Origin of the sequence: Aneurinibacillus aneurinilyticus ATCC 12856, assembly GCF_000466385.1 — a bacterium.
In the GTDB taxonomy this organism is placed as follows: Bacteria; Bacillota; Bacilli; order Aneurinibacillales; family Aneurinibacillaceae; genus Aneurinibacillus; species Aneurinibacillus aneurinilyticus.
Map to the genome: position 1 here is coordinate 1 of NZ_KE952730.1, position 4,151 is coordinate 4,151.

The 4,151-nt window shown below is 38.6% G+C and carries 3 protein-coding genes and 1 riboswitch; of the genes, 1 reads left to right on the plus strand and 2 read right to left on the minus strand.

All coding sequences use genetic code 11. The features are described from left to right. Positions 1–287: 287 nt before the first annotated feature. Positions 288–1,025 (minus strand): cyclase family protein, encoded by a 738-nt coding sequence (locus HMPREF0083_RS06480; RefSeq protein ID WP_021620361.1) that lies wholly within the window; start codon positions 1,023–1,025, stop codon positions 288–290. A 111-nt stretch (positions 1,026–1,136) separates the two neighbouring features. Next, positions 1,137–1,237: riboswitch (SAM riboswitch) on the minus strand. Between the two features lie 374 nt (positions 1,238–1,611). Here HMPREF0083_RS06480 and HMPREF0083_RS06485 point away from each other — a divergent pair. Next, the gene (locus tag HMPREF0083_RS06485; protein WP_021620363.1) at positions 1,612–2,133 is read left to right on the plus strand and encodes a CotY/CotZ family spore coat protein; all 522 of its coding nucleotides are present in this window, start codon (positions 1,612–1,614) and stop codon (positions 2,131–2,133) included. Between the two features lie 241 nt (positions 2,134–2,374). On the opposite strand, the gene HMPREF0083_RS06490 is transcribed toward HMPREF0083_RS06485, so the two are convergent. Beyond that, positions 2,375–3,853 carry an alanine/glycine:cation symporter family protein gene (locus tag HMPREF0083_RS06490; RefSeq protein ID WP_040301751.1) on the minus strand — a complete coding sequence of 493 codons (1,479 nt, stop codon included), beginning with the start codon at positions 3,851–3,853 and terminating at the stop codon, positions 2,375–2,377. Positions 3,854–4,151: the final 298 nt, after the last annotated feature.

Consider the following 4,151-nt stretch of genomic DNA (forward strand, 5'->3'; position numbering starts at 1 on the left):
TTTTTTATTTGTCTCACTCTATGGGGTCAGTCCCGCATTAGCCGAAGGAATTTGGGCTTTTTATATAAGATTTGCTTAATGTTATAAATCCACATTTTCCTAACCTTATAGTTCTAAAATTAGACGAAAAATGTTAAGGATAGCACACAGGCTATCCTCAACAGCTCACCCTGTGCGGTAAACTCGACCAGAGAAAAGGCTAGGGTGTCTTTTTCTTACCTCCCACCACAAAAATTGGTCGATTTATCAAATCAAATGTATATAATCACACCTGCCAATTATCTATATTATGGTAATATAGCGAATGATCTTACCGGGAATCCCGATGCTTTTTCCGGTTTGGGGACAATATTCAAAATGATTGCACCTGTTGCAGGAACTTTGTCTAAATTAGTTAATAGCTCTACTTGATACGTGTCTTGTTCAAGTACGTAATACTCCCCTAATAATGCCCCGTTTTTTTGGTAGTCTAAACTTGAGTCGGTATCAAATGTTTCATGACCGATCGCTTTTATTTTTCTTTCTTCAAATAAAAATTTCAAAGCGTCCAAAGACCAACCGGGAGCATGGTTATTCCCATCATTATCTTTATTATTAAAGGCTTCTTCATTTGGCCAACGCTTGCTCCAATCTGTACGTAAAGCAACAAATGTTCCTTCTTCGATTTTGCCATGCTCGGCTTCAAAATTTAAAATATCATCAACCGTTAAAGTAAAATCATTATTTTCTTCAGCTTCTTTTGACTTATCTATCACAACAAGAGGTAATACTAATTCTTTTAAATCTAATTCATCCAAATATCTCTTATTACGAACAAAGTGGATAGGTGCATCTAAATGTGTTCCATACTGGCCTGCAAATTTAAAACTTTGGGCGAAAAAACCATCATCATGGTTAAATAATGTCGTAAACTCAGCGCCATCAAATGCTGAAAAATGCGGTGATCCTGGACCAAATGTATGTGTCAAATCTACCCACTCTTTCTCTTTTATTAAATTAATTGCTTTGATTAATTCGTTCGACATAAGATCACCTCATATTATTTTTTAAAAAGCTTCCTTACACATATTGCCGGAATAAATATAAAACCCTCTTCTAAGAATCAGAAGAGGGTTCGGCATTATCGCTAGTTGCTCTTCTTATCTTCAAGCTCTACGCTTCTGGAATTAGCACAGTACTTTAGATGTCTGTTGCTGAGGTTTCAAAGGGCCAGTCCCTCCACCTCTCTGGATAAGAAAGTTATGTATTCAATTGTTAATTAACACTTTACATGTTTCAATATCCAAGTGTCAAGGTAAATTTAATTGTATTTAGAATTTCGATGCTTAACAACCCCTGAAATATATCCTGAAACTTCACTGTCATCTGCATACTGAAAAAGAAAAGATACAGTTCGGTATACATGCTCCCTCGTTTCCTTGTAAATCATCTATATGTTGGTCCTTAACCACCAAAAAGATCACTAAAAAAATATAATGAAAGCTCATCATCTGATTTTTCCATACTATTTATATACAAACAATAAAAAATCCGCATTTTTCCAAGGAAGTTCGTCCAACTCCTCTTCTAAAATCATGCATAAGCTATTAAAAATAAAAGGAGTTGATAATTGTGGGAACAACAAATTTTAGAAGTAATGGATGTTGTGGAAGCAATGTGGGATTTACAAGTCAAAGATCCAATGATAATTGCGTTTGCAAAGTATTGCGCCAGCTTGTACCTCAGACAGCAGAAACGTGTACATCAGGATGCTTTCCTAGCGGTGTAAGTAATGAAGTAATCCCATTTATTTTGACAAATACAGCCGGTACCTTACACTTTGCATTCGGTAACATTGGTGCAGGCCCAGGAACTGCACCGGGAGACTGCTTTGTTACACCTTTCTTTGCGGTTGTAAGTGTTGATAATAATTGCTGTGCGGTACTTGAATTGCTTCAACCAAATGTGGATCTGTTAGCAGGCGCTGGCGCTATTTGCTGTCTGCCGATAAATGCTGTCTGTGATGTTACCGTTTTAACTCGAACAGGAATTTGTGTCAATGTAGATTTGAAATGCTTCTGTCAGGTTAATTGCCTGGATCCAGCTCTTATTGCAAATAATGGGGCTGCTAGACGTCGTCAGTTGGGAAGATAAAGCATTAAAACACAAAACAGCTTATAGATGCTCTATATATGGGGTATTCCTCTGCATGCAAAAAGAATCCAATAGAATAATATGATGTTACATTCATCCCCCAACCTTCAGTATGTAAAGGAATGGGGGATTTCTATTTTGTTCCCCATTCCCATAATATAATGATGTACACCACATGTGCCTGGATGAAAAATACGCTGCCACAAAAAAAGGATAGCCATTTAGCCATCCTTGGAAAATATCATGAAGACAACGTTTTACTGTTATTAGATTCTGTAGGTGGAGTGTACCTGTATTCTTTTTCCCAGAAATCAGCATCCTTGATTCCCAGTTTTCCAGGGTCAAATACAGGATCTTTTCCCTCTTTTTTCTGGCTTTCATAATCTTTTAACACTTTTAATGCAGGTTTGGAAAGAAGAAGAATCGCAATGATATTCAGCCATGCCATACTTCCCACACCGATGTCTCCCAATGCCCAGGCCAAGCCTGCCGTTTTCACACTTCCGTAGAAAACAACCCCCAGGATAGCAATTTTCAGGAGATATTCCGACCAGACACGCTTTACTTTTTGATTAATGTACGCAAGGTTTGTTTCTGCCATATAATAGTAAGCCATAATTGTAGTAAATGCAAAGAAGAAAAGGGAGACCGCTACGAAGGGTGCTCCAAACCCAGGGAAAACTGATTCTACCGCCTGTTGCGTATAACCAGGCCCTGGTTCCATATCTCCGAGATTATTTACGATAGGAGGTGCTCCCTCTGGTGTTACGTTATACATACCTGTAATTAAAATCATAAATGCCGTTGCGGAACACACAAACAACGTATCCACATAAACCGAAAAAGCCTGAACAAGACCTTGTTTGGCGGGATGTGATACTTCGGCAGCAGCAGCGGCATGGGGTGCTGTCCCTTGCCCTGCTTCATTTGAATAAATTCCCCGTTTTACACCCCAGGCAATCGCTGCTCCAATAATTCCGCCAAAGGCAGCATCCGAGCCGAAAGCGCTTGCAAAAATGAGAGAAATCACGGTAGGCAATTGGGAAATGTTTAGTGCTACAATCAACAAAGCGACTAAAATATATCCCAGAGCCATAAACGGTACAATGATTTGTGCCACAGCCGCAATTCGCTTAACTCCGCCAAAAATAATGGAACCAAGAACAACGATCAATATGATGCCGGTAATGATCGGGCTAATCCCGAACGCATTATTCAGACCAACTGCAATGCTGTTAGCTTGCACGCCAGGCAATAGCATACCTGTCGCAATAACGGTTACGATTGCGAACAAGACGGCATACCATTTTATCTTCAGGCCCTTTTCTATATAATAAGCTGGCCCCCCGCGAAATTGCCCATCTTGCTTGGTTTTATACACTTGCCCAAGAGCCGCTTCTACAAATGCAGAACCGGAGCCTAAAAATGCGATAAGCCACATCCAGAACACAGCGCCAGGTCCGCCATAGGCAATTGCAGTAGCCACACCAGCAATGTTTCCTGTTCCTACCCTCCCCGCAAGCGCCATCGACAACGCCTGGAAAGAGGATACCCCCGAATCTGAGCTTTTACCTTGAAACATAAGCTTAATCATGTCCTTAAAGTGACGTAACTGAAGAAATCGAGTTGCAATTGAGTAAAACAAACCGATCCCTAAGCAAAGATAAACCAACCCTTGACTCCATATAATTCCATTTAACCAGTCAACAAATGACTCCAAAGGATTTCCTCCTTTTGTAAAAAAATGCTTTCCATACAATTATAAAAAAATATAATTATTTTTTAAATAAATATTTTCTGCATAATTTAATTATTACAAAATTATTTTTCAAATGTTTCATTTTATTATTTTTAGTTACTTTTATCTGATATAGAAGTAATAACATCGATAAAATACTTACCAAATAATGTTTCATAATCCCTTTGCCAGTCCAGCCCTTTCTCCCTCCTATTCATAATTTTATTTATTCATTACTTTTATATATTATCAAGGGTGTTGATTATCCAGTATGATCCAG

Coding starts and splice junctions, on each gene's coding strand:
- HMPREF0083_RS06480 (WP_021620361.1), bottom strand. CDS start 1,025: ATGTCGAACGAATTAATCAAAGCAATTAATTTAATAAAAGAGAAAGAG.